The organism is Nostoc sp. FACHB-152 (assembly GCF_014697475.1).
Classification (GTDB): Bacteria; Cyanobacteriota; Cyanobacteriia; order Cyanobacteriales; family Nostocaceae; genus Nostoc_B.
Genome location: NZ_JACJRV010000072.1, coordinates 1 through 18,946 on the forward strand (window position 1 = coordinate 1; position 18,946 = coordinate 18,946).

The following is an 18,946-nucleotide window of genomic DNA, read 5'->3' on the forward strand; positions in this document are numbered from 1 at the left end:
CGAACTCTAGCTAGTGCCACTGCCAAACTCAACCTCTGCTTCATCAGGCTCATGATTAAGAGGCTTGCAGGTTCTTCCTAAGATGTCAAATGGGTTCTATATGTAACTTATATTTGATTTTTGAAAAAAATCAGTACATTGTTACCTTATTTCTTTTCTGTTGCCTATTGCCTGACTACACAAGTATGTTCAGTAATCAACCCAAATTCCTATAAGTTATTAAAATATTGTTGAAAAAAGTTTAAAGATGGCGAGTCTGTTTACAACCCAAGTGCCTAGTTTTGAATGGAGCGATGGCGTAGCTTATGAATTAGGAATGAAATTCCAAAGTGCCAAGGCAGGTCAAATTACCGCGATTCGCTATTGGAAAGCAGCCAATGAAACTGGCACTCACGTAGGTAAAATCTGGTCGGCAACGGGTACTGTACTAGCAACTGTAACTTTCACAAATGAGACAGCTTCGGGTTGGCAACAGCAAGCACTCAGCACACCCCTGAACATTCAAGCTAATACAACTTATGTAGTGACCGTCAGTTGCAATAGCTATTTTGGAGTTACAAATAAAGCATTTGCCAGCCAAATGATCAATGGCGATTTGCGCTCAGTAGCTGATGGTAATAATGGAGTATATGGCAATCTTAATTCTTTCCCTATTAATTCTTTTCAGAACAGTAACTATTTTCGAGATGTAGTATTTGTTGCTGGCGTTAGCAATAGTAATAGCCTGACTATAGCCAGTGGAGATAATCAAACTGGTGCAGCAGGTACTACCTTACAACCTTTAGTAGTACAAGTCACAAATGCTACGGGCGCGGCTATGGCTGGAGTCACAGTCAACTTTGCACTCACAAGTGGCGGAGGCTCTGTGAACCCCTCTAGTATGCAAACTGATAACAATGGTCGAGCCAGCACAGTTCTCACCCTCGGCATAACATCTGGCACAACAAATACTGTCACTGCCACAGTTTCTAACATAGGTAGCGTCACATTCACAGCCACAACTCAATCTCAGACAAACTCTCAAACGATATTTACAACTCAAGTACCTAACTTTGAATGGAGCGATGGCGTAGCTTATGAACTAGGAATGAAATTTCAAAGTGCTAAAGCAGGCCGAATTACCGCTATCCGCTATTGGAAAGCAGCCAATGAAACTGGCACTCATGTAGGTAAAATCTGGTCAGCAACAGGTACTGTACTGGCAACTGTATCTTTCGCAAATGAGAAAGCTTCGGGTTGGCAACAGCAGGCACTTACCACCCCACTGGATATCCAAGCCAATACAACTTATATAGTCAGTGTCAGTTGCAATAGCTATTTTGGGGTCACAAATAACGCATTAGCCAGCCAAATCATTAATAGCGATCTGCGTTCAGTGGCTGATGGTAACAATGGAATCTTTGGGAATCTTAACTCTTTCCCTACTAATTCCTACCAAAACAGCAATTATTTTCGAGATGTAGTATTTGTTGCAGGTACTAGCACTAGTAATACCTTAACTATAGTTAGTGGAGATAATCAAACTGCTGCGGCAGGTGCTACCTTACAACCTTTGGTAGTACAAGTCACAAATTCTGCTGGTGCAGCTGTGGCTGGAGTTACAGTCAACTTTGCCGTCGCCAGTGGCGGAGGCTCAGTTAACCCTTCTAGTGTGCAAACTGATAACAATGGTCGAGCCAGCACAATTCTCACCCTTGGCACGACACCTGGTACAACAGCTACTGTCACTGCAACAGGTTCTAACATAGGTAGCGTCACGTTCACTGCCCGAATTAATCCAGTAAATACTAATGCCATTTATTTGGAAAATCAAAAATCTGGCACTCTAGATTGGAAGATTCCTCAAGTTCCGCAATCTGATATTGCAGGCTTTGCAACAGCAGATAGTGTCAACAAGGGTAGTTCACTGCCAATCAAAGTTTCTCTCGCACAACCCGGAAACTACACGATTGATGTATACCGCTTAGGCTACTATCAAGGCAAAGGTGGAAGACTAATATTTAGCAGTGGCAATCTCAATGGAATTACTCAGCCAGCTTGTAATTTCGACAGTTCTACCCGGACAGTTTCATGTGAAAACTGGTCAACTTCCTACACCTTACAAATTGGTAGTGACTGGACTAGTGGTTTGTATGTTGCCAAGCTAACCGATAAAAGAAGTGGTAGCCAGTCACAAGTGTTATTTGTGGTTCGTGATGATAGCGGTGGCTCTAACATCTTGTTCCAAGTTAGCTTCAATACTTTGCAAGCATATAACCTCAATGGTGGTTATTCTTTATACCCAGAACAGAGTATCGGCGGTCAAAGAGCATTTAAGGTATCTTATGACAGACCATACGCACAACATAGCACTTTAGCTGGTGGTAACCCTTATAACAACATTATTCTAGCTTGGGAATACAAGATGCTACGCTGGCTAGAATCCCAAGGGTATGATGTGTCTTATATTACTAATGTAGATGTTCATGCCAGACCACAAATTTTGCAACAGCACAAAGTGTTCCTGTCGGTTGGTCATGATGAATATTGGTCGCTAGAAGCGTTTAATCGTCTTCTTTCAAGTAGCATTCATCAGTGTTATTTTTCAGGAAACAGCGTTTACTGGCGAGTGCGGTTTGAAAACTCCAGAACAGGAGTTGCTAACAGGATTATGGCCTGCTACAAAGATACCTCCGATCCTGTAGCACCAACCAACAAATTCCGTAGCCCCCAAAACAACAAACCAGAGAGTTTGTTGAAAGGAAATATGTACATTGGCGGTAGGTGGCAAAATTTCTTTTTTGATGGCTTCGATTATGTGGTGAAAAACAGTAGCCATCCCTACTATGCCAACACAAACCTCAAAGACGGGGATAAATTAATTGGTTTAGTTGGCTTTGAATGGGATGCCATCAATCTCAATGCATCTCCTAGTGGGTTGGTAACTCTGAGTGAGTCCATACAGCCGCAAAACTTTGATGAAGCGCAGCTAGAAGGTTTTCCTTCTGGGACAAACCCACGGCTTTCCCAAGCAGTAGCCTTTACTTCTGCTAGTGGTGCCAAAGTCTTCTCGGCTGGTTCGGTGCAGTTTGCCTGGGGCTTAGATAGTGACGGCGTTAGCGGCCCACGGGAAGATATTCGCGTTAAGCAAATGGTTGTCAATATATTGGCAGACATGGGAGCTAAACCTGCGCTTGCCGATCCTGGCATCATTGTGCCTTGAGTGACCAAGCCCTGTTGGGGCGGGTGTAGGGGAGCCAGCCGCGTGGGCGGGTTTCCCGACTTGAGCGGACTGGCGTTGTAAGGTGTGGGGTGTAGGGGAAATACGGTGACGGAAATAGTTTAGGTTATGAATTTGAGAATTAGAAGGCGAAGATTTGGGCAGTTAGCAATCCTCAGTGCTGTCACAACGGTTAGTGCTAAGTTCACATTCAAGGCGTTTGCCCAGCAATCAGAACAGATTTATGGTGTAGCTCTTTCTTCAGTCAGCAAGAGTAAAACCCAAGACTCTGTTGATGCCCAGGCCGCTAACACTATACCAGGAATTATCTTGCGATCGCTCAACTTAGCGACTGGTCAAGTGTTATTAACTGGCGAAATGGCTGACAGTGGTGTTAGTAACGCCTTTGAAATCACTGAGACTGTAGGTAAAGCCCTAGTTGTAAATCAGCCTAGCGAGCGGATCACCGATTTTACTATTTTAGGCGATCGCACATTTGTAATTACAGCTGTAGCCGCCACTAAACACGGAGATTTTAGCCGTTTTATCTATCTTCAACCTTCTAAAAAGGGTGGGATGAAACTTCAAAAAGGCTTGAAAATCAAAAAAGACAAACTCTCTAAACGCCAAACAATCGAAAGTTTGTTAGCTACTACCATACAAGGGAAGCAGCTACTACTAAGTGTAATTAGTCTTGCAGAAGGTAGCTTACCTTTTAAGTTGGCATTTATTGACCCTAAATCAGGGCAAGTAGATTCTAGCACCGGAGAAATTTTGCCAGACATTTCCCCTCAGCAGCGACTGAGTAATCTTGAGCAATCTCCATCAAATGGCAAAATTTATGCTACTCGTGTTGGTGGTGAAGATAGCATCAGTTTAGTAGAAATAGACCTAGTAAACAGGGCAGTAATTACTGGTAAAGGCAAGATTATTAAAGTAGTGGAATTAAATTTTGACAAAAAACCTTTGAAAAATGACGTAGCAGATTTAGCATTTTCATCCTCAGGTCAACTTTTTGCACTAGCTGATCCTAAATCGGAAGGAAGCAACTCTCTGTTTACTGTGGATATGAGAACTGGAGCTATGTCTTTTGTGATTAAGTTCCCAGTCGATAAAATCGTATTTGCGCGAGTCTAATACTGATAGGCAATAGGCAACAGTAAATAAGGCAGGTAAGTAAGTCGATGGAAATAAACCAAACTATGTTATGTGACTACACAAGTATTTTCAGTAATCAAACCAGATTCCTATAGTGAGGCTAAATTACTAATGTCTGATCCAGTAATTCGAGTTGAAAATCTCAGTAAAAAATATGTATTGAGCCACCAACAGCAAGGCAATAGCAGATATAAATCTTTGCGAGAATCCATCAGTAATGGAGTTAGTTCACTAAGTAGAAAATTCCTGAAGCCTGCTGTTAAAAAAACATACGATCCTTATCATGAAGAGTTTTGGGCGCTCAACGATGTTTCGTTTGATATTCAGCAAGGCGATCGCGTTGGGATTATCGGTCGCAACGGCGCAGGAAAATCAACGCTGCTGAAAATACTCAGCCGAATTACTGAACCAACTACAGGCTATATTTCACTCAAAGGTAGAGTTGCTAGCCTCCTAGAGGTGGGAACTGGGTTTCACCCAGAATTGACTGGTCGAGAAAATATCTATCTCAACGGTGCAATTCTGGGGATGAGTAAGACAGAAATTAAGTCCAAATTTGATGAGATTGTCGCTTTTGCTGAAGTTGAAAGGTTTTTAGATACACCTGTAAAACGCTATTCCTCAGGGATGTATGTGCGATTGGCTTTTGCGGTAGCGGCGCATTTAGAGCCGGAGATTTTGATTGTGGATGAAGTTTTGGCAGTAGGTGATGCCCAATTTCAAAAGAAATGCTTAGGTAAAATGAGTGACGTTTCGGAAAAAGAAGGGCGCACTGTTTTATTTGTCAGCCACAACATGGCAGCCTTAAAAAGTTTATGCGATCGCGCCATACTTCTCAAGTCAGGATGTTTAGTAGCTGATGGCGAAGCTCATCAAATCGTATCTCGTTATTTAGAGTCCAACAGTGATTCTGAATATCTAGAGCGAACCTGGGATGATATGGAAACTGCTCCTGGTAATGATAAAGTTCGCATCCATAAAATCAAGGTTGTTCCCGATGTTGATGAATCAACAGACCAAATTACTGTAAAAACTCCTATCCGGATTGAATTTGATTATTGGAATTTTATTAATAACAGTCAGATAAATTTAAGCTTACACGTTTACACCTTAGAAGGAGTTTGTGTTTTTAATTCCATATCAAAGTCGATTTCCTGCCCATCAGGATTAATTCGCGGAGTTTGTTATATTCCTGGGAATTTTTTGAATGATGGAAGTTATCAAATTACGATGATGGTCGTTCAAGATACTTCACTTGTACTGTATAACTATGAAAACTTATTGAGTTTTACTGTGCAGGATGTTGAAAGAGAATTTAAATGGTATGGCAAATGGCAAGGCGTAGTTCGTCCCGATTTAAAATGGAACTATGCTCCTGTAAAAGTATTCACATCTCAGCCTTTTTAAATTATTAAATAAAATATAGATAATTAAATACAACTTTTGGTAAAAAAAATTAGGACATCAAAGTTACTGCTTTGGGGTGCTTCGGGACACGCCTTAGTAGTGGCAGATATCATCCGCTTACAAGGAATTTATGAGATTGTTGGCTTCATTGACAATGTGAATTTACAACGTCATGGAGAAACCTTTTGCGGATTGCCAATTCTTGGGGGACAAGAACAGTTAGATATTTGCAAACAACAAGGAATTGAACACATAATTTTCGGATTTGGAGATTGTCAGGCACGATTAAAATTGTCTGAGTTAGTTGAGAAAAAAGGTTTTTCCTTAGCAACTGCTATCCATCCAAACGCCACAATTGCTGCTGATGTTTCTATAGGAGCGGGAACCGTAATCGCAGCCGGAGCCGTGGTGAATTCTGGCGCAAAGATTGGTCAGAATGTGATTATTAACACTTGTGCCAGTGTCGATCATGAATGCATAATTGAAGACGGAACCCATATTTGCCCAGGTGTTCATTTAGCCGGAAGAGTAACAGTAGGGCGTGCAACGTGGGTAGGAATTGGAGCAACAGTTATAGACAGCGTGCGAATTGGTGCAGGCACGGTAATTGGGGCTGGTGCAGTTGTAGTTAATGATATTCCCGATCGCGTCTTAGTTTATGGAGTTCCCGCTAAAGTAATCAGAAATATTGACTGATTTGAGGTTTTATATGGAATTTTATAAAAAAATTGAATTCACTTCTCCTGAACAAACTAAAAAAGATATCCAAGAAGCCATTGAAAAATATAAAATCGTTCATTTTGTAGGCTTTGATTTTCAAATAGATATTCACGATTACTTCACTGAAATTAGTGATTGTCTCGGCTTAGTAATCGATATGGATGAAGATAAAGACACAGGAAAAAGAACGGGTCAACGTTGGATAGATATTAGCTACGATCCTGCACGTCCAAATAAATACCGCTCTAGTAAAACTAGACAACCTCTACACACAGATAATTCTTATCTTAATCATCACGATGCAGTGAATTATTTTTATTGCCTATCTCAAGCGCAAGTAGGAGGCGCAACTTTTTTCTTAGATAGCGATTTGCTAATTAAAGTTTTGGAATTAGACAATGAGTATCAGTTATTAGAAGACCTCAAAACGATTCCTGTATGTTTTTCCAAACAAGGCGTGAGCAAAACTACACCCATTATTACAGAAGACGAATTAGGGCTACGCTTGAATTATAATTATTACCCCATAGATCCAGATAACACCCCAGAAGCCAAGGATTTGGTCGAAAGATTCCAGTTGTTTCTAGAAAATCGCGTTCATAATAGTGGAATTTACACAGATATTATATTAAAAAAAGGAGATGCTGTCTTCTTCCATGACGAAAGACTCTTGCATGGAAGAAATGCCTTTTTCACTTCCAATAAAGGCGACAGAGTTCTTCTGAAAGGTTCGGTAATTCTGCATTCTAGAAAACATAAAAATTTAGAACTATTCGGCACAGTATGAAAACAGCCACTTCTAAATTAGGGTTTGGTACTTGGCAATTTGGGGGCGAATATCTTGTAGATGGGAAGCATAAAGGCTGGGGATATATTAACGAGCAAGCAGCTATTGATGCCGTTCACTTTGCCCTAGATAACGGTATTCGATTTTTTGATACAGCCGATGCCTACGGAGAAGGTAAATCTGAAGTAATTTTAGGTAAAGCCTTTAAAAGCTATCCCAGTGCAGATTTTATTATTTGTACGAAGTTTGGTAATCGCAAAGATAATCAAGGTAATTCTTTCCAGGATTTTTCTCCTGCATGGCTTGAGGAATCTGTAACTAAAAGTCTCCAACGGTTAAAAATTGATTATATTGATATTTTATTATTTCATAGCCCACCAGATGATTTTGAGTGGAAAAGTTACGATATCACCGTAATAGACCGCCTGATTGAGAAAGGCTATATCAAAAAATATGGCGTTAGCTCAAAAAGCCTTAAAGGTGCATTAAAAGTAGCCAAAGATAATTTTGGGAGTGCAATTGAGGCAATTTTTAATGTTTTGGATAGACGTGCTGAGTCATATTTATTTGGCAATATAGAAAACCAATATGAATTTATAGCTAGAGTACCTTTAGCTTCGGGTTTTCTTAACCAAAAATATCTGGACAAAAACCCAGATTTTGCTGAAAACGATTGGCGGCGTTATTTACCAGAAAGAGATAGAAATTGGTTTCTCGAAAGTATCAGAAAGTTAGCTTTTTTAGATGAATTACCAGGAGGACTTACAGTTTCGGCGTTGCGGTATGTCTTACATCATTCAGGTGTGGGAGTCGTTATCCCAGGAATGAAAAATATCGAGCAGGTAAAAGCTAACTTGCAAGCCGTAGAGTTAGGCGCACTAGATGCTGATGTTGTTGAAAAAATAAAACAAGCTGTTCCTGATGTACCAGAGCATTGGAAATTTTAGCTGAAATATTCGACTTCGTGCATAAATATTTTTTGTCTCACGCATAGTCGCAAAGGCGCAAAGGAAAACTTATTAAACCTAATATAAACGCAAAGGTTGTAGTAAATGATTAATAAAACTCGATTGGAAGACTTAGCAATATTCGGTGCGAGTCCTGCTTTTAATGAAAAGCTTCATGTAGGTCGTCCTAACATTGGTAATCGCGATCGCTTGTTTGAGAGAATTAATGATTTATTAGATAGAAGATGGTTGACTAATAACGGCCCCTACGTTCAGGAATTGGAACAACGTATGACTGAGATGCTTGGAGTCAAGCATTGCATTCCTATGTGTAATGGGACTGTTGCTCTAGAAATTGCCATTAGAGCCGCAGGACTAACTGGAGAAGTCATTCTGCCTTCATTTACTTTTATTGCTACTGCTCACGCATTACAGTGGCAAGAAATTACTCCTGTTTTTTGTGATATAGATCCTCACAATTACACTATCAACCCTTGGCGTGTAGAAGCAATGATTACGCCGCGCACAAGTGGAATTATCGGCGTTCATTTGTGGGGACAAACTTGTAATGTAGAAGCACTCACAGAAATTGCCCAAAAGCATAACCTCAAACTGATGTTTGATGCGGCTCATGCTTTCAACTGTTCCTATAAAGGGCAAATGATTGGTAATTTTGGTGAGGCTGAGGTGTTCAGCTTTCACGGGACTAAGTTTTTCAATACCTTTGAGGGGGGAGCAGTTGCCACAAATAATGATGAACTCGCTGTTAAAATCCGCCTCATGAAAAACTTTGGATTCGCTGCTTTTGAGAAAGTTAACTATATTGGCACAAACGGCAAAATGAGCGAAGTTTGTGCAGCAATGGGTCTGACAGGTTTGGAAAGTTTAGATGAATTTGTGGCTGTCAATTATCGCAATTACAAGCAATATCAGCGAGAACTTAAAGACACACCAGGAATTAAATTATTAACCTACAAAGAGGCTGACAAGTGCAACTATCAGTACATTGTGCTAGAAATTGATGACAAAATTATTCAAGTAAGTCGAGATCAACTAGTAAAAATTCTCTGGGCGGAAAATGTCTTAGCTAGACGCTACTTTTATCCAGGATGCCATCGTATGGAACCTTATCGTTCTTACTTCCCTCATGCAGGACTACTGCTTCCAGAAACTGAAAGTATCAGCAAACGTGTATTAGTTTTACCCACAGGTACGGCTGTTAGTGTTGAGGACATCCGTAAAATCTGCCAGATTATTCGGCTTGTGGTTCAGGATAGTTACCAAGTGAAGCAAAGACTGCTGAATCCCGTTGGTGAGTCAGTACAAGTTAGTTAAAAAGAAAACTGCTGTATTTTAGGCGATCGCAGGCTCGCTACTGCTAAACTATCAACTGTCGTACAATTTTAAGGTTGTATTCTAAATTCACCGTGAGCAAAATTATTAGGTTATGTTCAGATGAAAGTAAGTGTATTAATGCTTGCATATAATCATGGGCGATTTATTGCCCAGGCACTAGATAGTGTGCTGATGCAGCAAGTAGATTTTGACTATGAAATTGTAATTGGCGAAGACTGCTCTAAAGATAATACCAGAGATATTCTGATTAGTTATCAACAAAAATATCCAGATAAAATTCGCTTGTTACTGCCAGAAAAAAATCTGGGAATGCATGATAATTTCATTCAAACCTACCAAGCTTGTCGAGGTCAGTACATAGCTATTCTAGAAGGAGATGATTATTGGACTTCTAAGCATAAACTGCAAAAACAAGTAAATTTTTTAGATACGCATCCTGAATGTACCGTCTGTTTTCATAGTTCCTCAGTTCTGTATGAAGATGGCAGAACAGATGTATTAAGTCTTCATCAGTTTACAGAGCAGAAACATAATATTTTAACTCTTGAAGATTTGCTGTCATTAGGAAAGAACATTATGGCAACAGCTTCCATAATGTTGCGTGATGTTGGTAAACATGAATTTCCCCAGTGGATTTATGATGTAGCTCTATTAGATTGGGTAATTCAAATTTTTAACGCCCAGTACGGTAATGTTGGGTATATAGATGAAACCATGAGTTTGTATAGAATTCATCCTCAAGGCAATTGGTCTCAAAAGAAACATTTAGAACGTTCGTTAGAATTGGCTAAAATGTTTCAGTATCTTAGCCAACATCTAAGCTCAAAATATAAAAAACAAGTTAGAGGTGCATTATCTAATTATTATGCTGATTTGGTGATATGTTACGAAGCCGATGGCGACAGAAATAATGCTAAAAAATATATTACGCGATTACTATTAAACGACTTATTAAACAATAAATTATTAAGTAGACTTTCCTTTAAGGCTTCTTTATTGTTGAGAGTCTATCTTCCAAATTTACACAAAACACTTAAAAGCTTTAAGCTACAGCAAATTTCATAAAAATTAATTTTTATTGGGTTAGGTCTACAAAATGCAGACGTTTTTGGTCACTGGTGGTCTTGGTTTTATTGGTTCTAATTTCATTCTCAAATGTAGACAAGAACAATGGGCTAATGTTATCAATCTCGATAAATTAACCTATGCGAGTAATCCCCAAAATTTATCAGAATTAGATGGCGATTCTGGATATAAGTTCGTACAAGGAGACATCGGTGATATAGAATTACTGCGCCATCTTTTAGAAGAGTATCAAGTAGATATAATAATTAACTTTGCTGCTGAAAGCCATGTAGACCGCTCAATTTTCAGCCCTCAAGATTTTATTGAAACTAACGTATTAGGCACATTTCAACTTTTAGAAGCTAGCAGAGACTACTGGAAAAAATTATCCCCACAAAAGCAAGAGCAATTCCGTTTCTTGCATATTTCAACTGATGAAGTTTACGGCTCATTGGATAAAACAGATCCAGCTTTTCGAGAAGATACACCCTACGCACCCAATAGTCCTTATGCGGCATCAAAAGCTGCATCAGACCATTTTGTTAGAGCCTATCATCACACCTATGGTTTACCCACGCTAACAACCAATTGCTCCAACAACTACGGCCCACGCCAGTTTCCTGAAAAGCTAATTCCATTAATAATTCTCAATGCTTTGGATGGTAAGCCTTTACCAATTTATGGTGATGGGCAAAATGTACGTGATTGGTTATATGTTGAAGATCACTGTGACGCTATCTATTTAGTTCTAAAAAATAGTCAGGTAGGAGAAACTTATAACATTGGTGGAATTAACGAGCAAACAAACCTAGCAGTTGTTGAGCAAATTTGTTCTATCCTTGACGAGTTAGCACCTAAACCAAACTTTCGTTATTCATCTCTGATTACTTTTGTCAAAGACCGTCCTGGTCACGACCGACGATATGCAATTGATTGCAGTAAAATTCAAAGAGATTTCGGTTGGCAACCAAAAGAAAACTTTGAAAGTGGTTTGTTAAAGACTATTCAATGGTATTTGAGCAATAAAACATGGGTTGAGCAAATTCAATCTAAAGAATATCAAACCTGGATTCAGCAAAACTACAGCGATAGAACACAGACAAAATTAATTTAATAAAATAGAAAGTAGGCAGGGAATAGGCAATAGGCAATAGTTTTTTTGCTCTAATTGATAGTTCCTATCTTATCAAAAAATATCTATGTCTCTCGGATCTAATCAGATACGAGGGACTTTTGCAATTTAAAGCGATGATTTTATCAATAAATAACTAGCCCATACAATAAGAATATCTGAAAGGTTTTGAACAGGTGGTTGGAATCAGACAAGCTGTTTGATACTTAAACTATATCTATGAATAAAAAAATAGTTTGTACAATTATTACAAAAAGTTATTTGGCTTACGCTCGTGCATTAGCCACTTCACTTCATGAACATAACCCTGATGTCAAACTATACGTTTTATTAGCAGATAAAATAGACGGCTACTTTGAGCCAGCAAACGAACCTTTTGAGTTGATTAGACTGGAAGAATTGCCCGATCAACAAACAGTCCGAAGAATGTGTTTTTACTATACAGCCTTCGAGTTATGCTGTGCATTACGAGGAGTTTTACATCAATTTATTTATGAAAATAATCTGGCTGATTTGTGGTTATTTTTAGATTCTGATATTTTAATTTATAATTCGCTTGAAGAAATATTTCAGCAACTTGAAACGACTTCTATTCTATTAAATCCACACTTAGTAGCTCCTATTAACAATCCTAATTATGATGCGCTAGAAGTAAGACTGCTAGGTTCTGGCGTTTATAATGCAGGTTTTTTAGGAATTAGAAGAACAGATGAATCTAAAAAATTTATAGACTGGTTTAAGCAAAGATTAAGCCAGTACGCCTTTCAAAGAAGGGGTGAAGGAGAAATGAATCTACTTTTTGTAGATCAATTATGGCTTAACCTTGCACCTACTTTATTTAGGGACATCAAATATTTACTCCATCTGGGGGCTAATGTCGGATACTGGAGTCTGATTTCACATCCAATTTATAAAGAAGATAATATTTATTTTATTAATAATCAACCTGTACTGTTTATCCATTTCACTGGGTGGGATATTTCTCAACCTTATATCGCGTCTAGATATTTACCTTTAGAAAAAAATACTAGTATTTGGGAAGAAATAGGAAATAATTACAAAAATAGATTACTCGATTGTGGTTATGAGGATTGCAAGAAATATCCTTATGCCTTTAGCTATTTTGCTAATCAGAAAAAAATCACTCCAGAGATCCAATATTTATATTATAAAAATATTTACCTTAATTCTAATGACGCATATTTAAAAGATTTAGACCCGTTTGAGAATTACGAGTATTTAAATAAATTAAAAAACAAAAATAAAATTGACAGCTTTTTAAGAAAGATATTTAGAATATATAAGTATGACTATTTAAATGCTAAAATTGCTCAAAAATTTCCCGAACCAGTTAAAAATGAGATTTTTCAGAAGATATTGCGATACTTTAAAAAATAATGAAAGCTGTTCATATTACTCCAACTTATTTTGATAATTCATCAGTGATTGGTGGCGGTGAACGCTATCCTACTGAATTAGCAACTTGGATGGCTAAGGATGTAGATACAACTCTTGTAAGTTTTTCTGATAAACGGAACAGTTATCAAGAAAATAAACTGAAAATTGAGATTTATCCAGTTAAGCATTTAATTCATGGCAACAAGATAAATCCTTTAAGTTTTAAATATTTAAGCTCAATTTTAGCTGCTGATGTAGTACATATTCACCATATTTATACGCTAGTGTCTGATTTAGGATGCCTCGCGTCGTTTTTACTAGGCAAACGAGTTTTCGTCACAGATTATGGCGGGGGAGGTAGTTTAGTACTGAACCAGAAGCTACCAGTGTTTAAGTGCTATAAAAATGCGATCGCCTATTCTAAATTCGGTTTAGACTTCATTCCCCCTGAACTCCAAAAAAAAGCAGTTTTAATCAAAGGCGGCATTGATACAGATAAATTCTGCCCGGATGCCACTTTCGGCAAAGAAAACAAAATTTTGTATGTTGGGCGAATTCTACCCCATAAAGGTATTAATGATTTAATTGATGCTTTTCGCATCTTAAACAGTCCAGATTACAAACTAAAAATTGTCGGGAGAGTTTACAACCAAGAATTTTACAACCATCTGAAAAACTTAGCTGAAGGCTTATCTGTAGAATTCATTCACAATGCAGACGATAATCAATTACTCCATGAATACCGAACTGCAAGAGTCACAGTATTACCCTCAGTTCACACTGACTGCTATGGTAACTACAGTCCTATTCCTGAATTAATGGGTTTTACATTACTAGAATCACAAGCTTGTGGAACTCCTGTAATTTGTACAGATGCAGGCGCGATGCACGAATTTATAGATGATGGGCGTACAGGCTTTGTGGTCAAGCAAAATTCGGGAGAAGCAATTGCTGAGGCTTTAAATAATTTGGTGAATTTATCTCCAAGCCAGTATGCAGCATACCAAACTAGTTGCCGCGAATGGATAGCACCTTTGAGTTGGGCAAATGTAGTTCAGCAACATTTAGCTATTTATAAAAGTACTAAATAATTGGCTTAGATTATCATGCGATCGCTGCGTATACTCATAGCTACCCACTCACCCCTAGCACCAGAATTTGGCGCAGGTCAGATGGCGATTAATTTAGCATCGGCATTTCGGCAACAGGGACATGATGTAACTCTCTGGTCGCCTTATCCTATGCCTGGTCAAACAAGGTGGTGGCAAGCTCTTCAAAGTCTTTTACTCATGCGAAACAAGCTAGATGATTTTCTTGCAACTCAGCAACCTTTTGATGTCATCGATTGCTACGCTCTATTTATTACAAAGCAGGTTGCTAATTCAGGTTTAGTTGTAGCTCGGAGTGTTCAGCCTGATATTTTATACATAGCATCTAATTTAAATAATCCTCAAAAAATCAAAGAAATAATATTATTACCATTTGGCTATCTATTTGCATTAGCTAATATATTTTTACTGCTTCAAGGATGGGCAAGAGCTAAATATATTCTTTGCCTCGGAAGTTTGGAACTGCAATGGATGAAAAAGTGGTTTCCTTGGTGGAGGAATAAATTATTTTCTTATAACAATGCACTGGCAAAAGCAGAACAAGCAGAACTGGCTCAAATTCGTATCCATCGTCAAATCAACACACAACAAGGAATTAGATTTCTCTGGATTGGGCGTTGGGCTGCCCACAAAGGAATTAAGGAACTAGTTAATTTTATAATTCAAAGAGCAGCGTTACATCCACAAGACACTTTTACAATTGCTGGATGTGGTACTGCTGTTGAAAAAGATTTTCCACCTGAACTAATTCAATCAGGACAAGTAAAAATTTTACCTTCATTTGAGAGAAGCCAACTTAGCGATTTGTTAGCTAACCACAATATTGGTTTATTCACTAGCAGAGTTGAAGGTTGGGGACTGGTGTTAAATGAAATGCTAGAGGCGGGAATGCCGATTTTTGCAACAATGGCAGGAGGAGTACTAGACTTACAACCATATTTTCAGGATATGCTGTTACCCTTCCCACCGCCATCCCAAAACATATCTAACGAAATTATCAAGCCTAAGCCTATGGATGATTATTACAGTACTTTCTCGTGGGAAACCACGGCCGAAAATTATGTTAATTTTTTGCTGAAAAAGAATTTTGATCCAAATTCAACAAAATAACGAATTGCTAAAAATTACGTGCAATCCATCTACCAGGAATATATTTATACCCAAGATAATACTCCCAGACATATTTTAGAGTTACGACAAACAAGATGAAAAAAGCACTTATTTGCGGAGTTTCAGGTCAAGATGGAGCTTACTTAGCGCAGCTACTTCTCAACAAAGGTTATGTAGTCTGCGGTACTTCACGGGATGCTCAAATCTCATCATTCCGCAATTTAGCATTCTTGGGTATCCGCGACCAAATCAAATTAGAATCCGTTTCCTTAACTGATTTTCGTAGTGTCTTGCAAGTATTGACCAAAATTCAGCCTGATGAAGTCTATAATCTTGCAGGACAAAGTTCCGTAGGTTTGTCTTTTGAACAACCAGTAGAAACTCTAGAAAGTATTGCTACAGGTACTCTGAATTTACTAGAAGCTATTCGTTTTATTGGTAAGCCGATTAAACTTTACAACGCTGGTTCTAGTGAGTGCTTTGGTAATACCGGTGAACAAGCAGCAGATGAAAATACGCCATTTCGCCCTCGTAGTCCTTATGCAGTGGCAAAAGCTACAGCTTTTTGGGAAGTAGCTAACTATCGAGAAGCCTATGGATTGTTTGCTTGTTCCGGTATACTATACAACCATGAATCTCCTTTGCGACCAGAAAGATTCGTAACGCAGAAAATTATTTCTGGTGCTTGTCGTATTGCTCAAAACAAGCAAGAGCATTTGTATTTAGGCGATATTTCTGTTCAGCGTGACTGGGGCTGGGCCCCTGAATATGTTGAGGCGATGTATTTAATGTTGCAGCAAGAACAGCCAGATGATTATGTAATTGCTACTGGTGAAACTTCAAAATTAGAAGATTTTATTGCAGAAGCTTTTGCTTGTGTGGGGTTAGATTGGCGTAATCATACAACTAGTGATAGTAGCTTATTACGCCCTACTGATATTGCAATAGGCAGAGGTAATCCCAGCAAAGCAAAAGAACAACTGGGATGGCAAGCCAAATACAAAATGAAGGATGTTGTCAGGATGATGATAGAAGCAAAACAACAAGCTTATGCCTAAAGTCTGGTATGTGATAGGTAACAGGTGATAGGTAACAGGTTACAGGGAAAAAAGCCATGTGGTAATTAAGTTTTACCACATGGCTTTTTTCTTAAACTAGGCTTTGTTTTGCAGATTTTAGAGTTTAAAAGTTCACACAAAATACAATCCAATTTACACAATATGAAACGTAAAGTTATTGTTACTGGTTCTTCTGGACTGATTGGTTCTGAGGCAGTTTATTTTTTCGATCAAAAGGGTTGGTCAGTGCATGGCATTGACAACAATATGCGGCGCGATTTCTTTGGCCCTGATGGGGATACAACTCAGAATTTGCAACGTTTACAACAAGCTTGTGAACAGTTTGAACATCATAATTTAGATATTCGCGATCGCGCTAAAATCTTAGACTTATTTAAAGAAATTCGTCCTGATGCCATCATTCACTGTGCTGCCCAACCATCTCACGATTTAGCTAAAGATAGACCATTTGATGATTTTGATATTAATGCAGTTGGCACGCTCAATTTATTAGAAGCAACTAGACAAGCTTGCCCAGAATCGCCATTTATTTTTATGAGTACCAATAAAGTTTATGGTGATGCGCCTAATGAATTACCTTTAATTGAAAAGGCAACTCGTTGGGAATATGCACGCCTAGAAGATTGGAACGGTATCAGTGAAAATTGTCGGATTGATGCTTGCTTGCATAGCTTGTTTGGTGCTTCTAAAGCATCGGCTGATATTTTAGTGCAAGAATACGGACGTTACTTTAGTATGCCGACAGTCTGCTTCCGGGGTGGATGTTTAACAGGCCCCAACCATTCTGGTGCAGAATTACATGGTTTCTTAGCTTATCTGGCTCGTTGCTTCCGTGAAGACAGAAAGTACAGAATTTTTGGCTATAAAGGCAAGCAGGTTAGAGATAATATTCATTCTTATGATGTTTGCACTGCTTTTTATGCCTTCTACGAATCTCCGCGTTCTGGCGCAGTGTATAATTTAGGCGGTGGAAGAGACAACAGCACCTCAATGTTAGAAGCGATCGCTTCTTTTGAGGAATTATTTGGCAAATCTATTAAGACTGAATACATCGATCAGAATCGGGTAGGCGACCACATCTGTTACATCAGCGATTTGACTCGTTTCCAAACAGACTATCCCAACTGGAAAATTCAAATTTCTCTCAAAGAAACCATGCAGCAATTCTTACAATTGCCTAAAGCAAACTCTCTTGTGTCAGTTGGGTAAACAAAAAATTCTGAGCAAATTTCGCTTTTAAAAGCAGACATAACATGAAGACACCGTATATCGGCATCCTAATGGAAAGTCCGGTTCAATATCATGCGCCTTTATTCCAATTTCTGGCTAAAGATAGTCGCTTTCGTTTGAAAGTGATTTATATGTCCGAGCGAGGAGTCAAAGCCTTTTACAATCCTCAACTCAAAATGACGCTGAAATGGGATATTCCAGTGTTAGAGGGATATGATTATGTATTCTTAAACAATCACTCGCCAATTACAGATGATGGTGGCAGTTTTTGGACACTTTTGAACTTGGGAGTTCACAAAGCGATCGCCCAAGAAAAATTTGACGCACTTTGGGTACATGGTTATGGCTATGCAACCTGTTGGTTAGCACTTTTAGCCTGCCAAGCAACCGGAACTCCTTTATTTTTGCGAGGAGAAAGTGAAGACTTTTTCCCTAGAGCGAAATGGAAGAATCAGGTTCGTGATTTGGGGTTATCTGTTTTTCTTAATCAGGTTGCAGCCGCTTTATATATCGGCTCATACAACAAAGAGTTTTACCTCAATCACCACGTTCCAGAAGAACGCCTTTTTTACGTACCTTACAACGTCGATAATGACTGGTTTAATGCCCAAACACCAGAGCGTTTAGAATTTAGGAAGCAAATCCGGGCGGAATTAGGGCTAGATGAAAATACAGTTGTATTTGTCATGGCTTCTAAACATCGCCCAGATCGCTATCCAATGGATGTAATACAAGCGTTTTGCCAAATCCCTAAAGAACTTAATGCAGCTTTATTAGTGTTAGGCGATGGTGTACTACGTCCAGAATTGGAAGCTTATGCTCAAGTTCATGCCGATGGGCGGCGCATTCACTTTTTAGGTTTGATTCCGCAGTCAAAATATCCTAGTTATATGGGGACAGGTGATGTTCTTATCCACCCATCTTCAGAAACTTGGGGCTGTGCAATTAATGAGGGCATCTCTGCTAGTTTAGCGGTGATTTCATCTGACCAAGTTCTCGGATGGAGAGATATGGTACATCCAGAAGTCAATGGTTTGATTTACCCCTTCCACAATGTCGAAGCACTAACGCAGTGTATAGTATCTTTGGCTCAACAACCAGAACGGGTACAACAAATGCGGCAAGCATCCCGTAAGTTGAGCGAAGAAATGGACTTTAGCGTTTGCGCTGATGGTGTGGCAGCTGCATTAGAACGTTATGGCAGAGTGAAGGGAGGCAGCAGGCAGGAGGTAAAAGTAACCTGAGTTCG

At 38.9% G+C, this 18,946-nt stretch carries 15 protein-coding genes; all 15 read left to right on the forward strand.

Annotation, left to right across the window (positions count from 1 at the left end):
* The first annotated feature begins 247 nt into the window (after positions 1–247).
* The 15 genes from H6G76_RS28955 to H6G76_RS29025 all read left to right on the forward strand — a co-directional run bounded on the left by H6G76_RS28955 (position 248) and on the right by H6G76_RS29025 (position 18,941).
* Entirely contained in the window at positions 248–3,202 is a 2,955-nt protein-coding gene (locus tag H6G76_RS28955; protein WP_190708794.1) for a N,N-dimethylformamidase beta subunit family domain-containing protein, read from the forward strand.
* Positions 3,203–3,328: 126 nt separating this feature from the next.
* Complete coding sequence (locus tag H6G76_RS28960; RefSeq protein ID WP_190708797.1) at positions 3,329–4,336, forward strand: hypothetical protein; 1,008 nt, start codon at positions 3,329–3,331, stop codon at positions 4,334–4,336.
* Between the two features lie 132 nt (positions 4,337–4,468).
* Complete coding sequence (locus tag H6G76_RS28965) at positions 4,469–5,764, forward strand: ABC transporter ATP-binding protein (RefSeq protein WP_190708799.1); 1,296 nt, start codon at positions 4,469–4,471, stop codon at positions 5,762–5,764.
* 36 nt (positions 5,765–5,800) lie between these two features.
* Entirely contained in the window at positions 5,801–6,460 is a 660-nt protein-coding gene (locus tag H6G76_RS28970; protein ID WP_190708801.1) for an acetyltransferase, read from the forward strand.
* Between the two features lie 13 nt (positions 6,461–6,473).
* On the forward strand, positions 6,474–7,271 hold the full coding sequence (locus H6G76_RS28975; protein ID WP_190708803.1) for a TauD/TfdA family dioxygenase: 798 nt from the start codon (positions 6,474–6,476) through the stop codon (positions 7,269–7,271).
* On the forward strand, positions 7,268–8,218 hold the full coding sequence (locus tag H6G76_RS28980; protein WP_190708805.1) for an aldo/keto reductase: 951 nt from the start codon (positions 7,268–7,270) through the stop codon (positions 8,216–8,218). Before H6G76_RS28975 ends, H6G76_RS28980 begins: the two co-directional genes overlap by 4 nt.
* A 105-nt stretch (positions 8,219–8,323) precedes the next feature.
* Positions 8,324–9,553, forward strand: a complete 1,230-nt coding sequence (locus H6G76_RS28985; RefSeq protein ID WP_190708807.1) for a DegT/DnrJ/EryC1/StrS family aminotransferase — start codon at positions 8,324–8,326, stop codon at positions 9,551–9,553.
* Positions 9,554–9,673: 120 nt separating this feature from the next.
* Positions 9,674–10,639, forward strand: coding sequence for a glycosyltransferase (locus tag H6G76_RS28990; protein ID WP_190708809.1), 966 nt, complete (start codon positions 9,674–9,676; stop codon positions 10,637–10,639).
* A gap of 31 nt (positions 10,640–10,670) precedes the next feature.
* Positions 10,671–11,753 carry a dTDP-glucose 4,6-dehydratase gene (gene rfbB / locus H6G76_RS28995; protein ID WP_190708811.1) on the forward strand — a complete coding sequence of 361 codons (1,083 nt, stop codon included), beginning with the start codon at positions 10,671–10,673 and terminating at the stop codon, positions 11,751–11,753.
* 237 nt (positions 11,754–11,990) lie between these two features.
* Positions 11,991–13,169, forward strand: coding sequence for a hypothetical protein (locus H6G76_RS29000; protein WP_190708813.1), 1,179 nt, complete (start codon positions 11,991–11,993; stop codon positions 13,167–13,169).
* Positions 13,169–14,260: a glycosyltransferase family 4 protein gene (locus H6G76_RS29005; protein ID WP_190708815.1), complete on the forward strand. Its 1,092-nt coding sequence runs from the start codon at positions 13,169–13,171 to the stop codon at positions 14,258–14,260. The genes H6G76_RS29000 and H6G76_RS29005 overlap by 1 nt, the downstream gene beginning before the upstream one ends.
* A gap of 15 nt (positions 14,261–14,275) precedes the next feature.
* Positions 14,276–15,388 carry a glycosyltransferase family 4 protein gene (locus H6G76_RS29010; RefSeq protein WP_190708817.1) on the forward strand — a complete coding sequence of 371 codons (1,113 nt, stop codon included), beginning with the start codon at positions 14,276–14,278 and terminating at the stop codon, positions 15,386–15,388.
* Between the two features lie 95 nt (positions 15,389–15,483).
* Positions 15,484–16,446 carry a GDP-mannose 4,6-dehydratase gene (locus H6G76_RS29015; protein WP_190708819.1) on the forward strand — a complete coding sequence of 321 codons (963 nt, stop codon included), beginning with the start codon at positions 15,484–15,486 and terminating at the stop codon, positions 16,444–16,446.
* Positions 16,447–16,608: 162 nt separating this feature from the next.
* Positions 16,609–17,676, forward strand: coding sequence for an NAD-dependent epimerase/dehydratase family protein (locus H6G76_RS29020; protein ID WP_190708821.1), 1,068 nt, complete (start codon positions 16,609–16,611; stop codon positions 17,674–17,676).
* A gap of 44 nt (positions 17,677–17,720) precedes the next feature.
* Positions 17,721–18,941, forward strand: coding sequence for a glycosyltransferase family 4 protein (locus tag H6G76_RS29025; protein WP_242056556.1), 1,221 nt, complete (start codon positions 17,721–17,723; stop codon positions 18,939–18,941).
* Positions 18,942–18,946 lie beyond the last annotated feature (5 nt).